Source organism: Halalkalibacter oceani, assembly GCF_023715705.1.
Classification (GTDB): Bacteria; Bacillota; Bacilli; order Bacillales; family Bacillaceae_D; genus Halalkalibacter; species Halalkalibacter oceani_A.
Window position 1 is genome coordinate 1 of sequence record NZ_JAMBOS010000104.1, and the last position, 304, is coordinate 304.

General features: G+C 40.5%; 1 rRNA gene. It reads right to left on the reverse strand.

The features are described 5' to 3' along the window. Nucleotides 1–94 (reverse strand): 16S ribosomal RNA (locus tag M3212_RS21845); the annotation flags it as partial. Nucleotides 95–304 lie beyond the last annotated feature (210 nt).

The window sequence follows — 304 nt, forward strand, 5'->3', positions numbered from 1 at the left end:
TCCCGAAGGAATCTGTCAGGTTCACCCGCTCGACTTGCATGTATTAGGCACGCCGCCAGCGTTCGTCCTGAGCCAGGATCAAACTCTCCATGAAAATGGTGAGCTGATTAAGCTCTTACGTTTTAAAACATTATTGACGAGATTCCTTGTTAGCAAAGTAACAATTCTTCTCTTTTCCGCTTGGCTTTTGTTCAGTTTTCAAAGAACTCGTTGTCGTTTATGGCGACTTAATTATCATATCAAATACTGACTCACTCGTCAATACTTTTTTTAATTAAGTTTCATTCGTCATTGGCGACAAGAA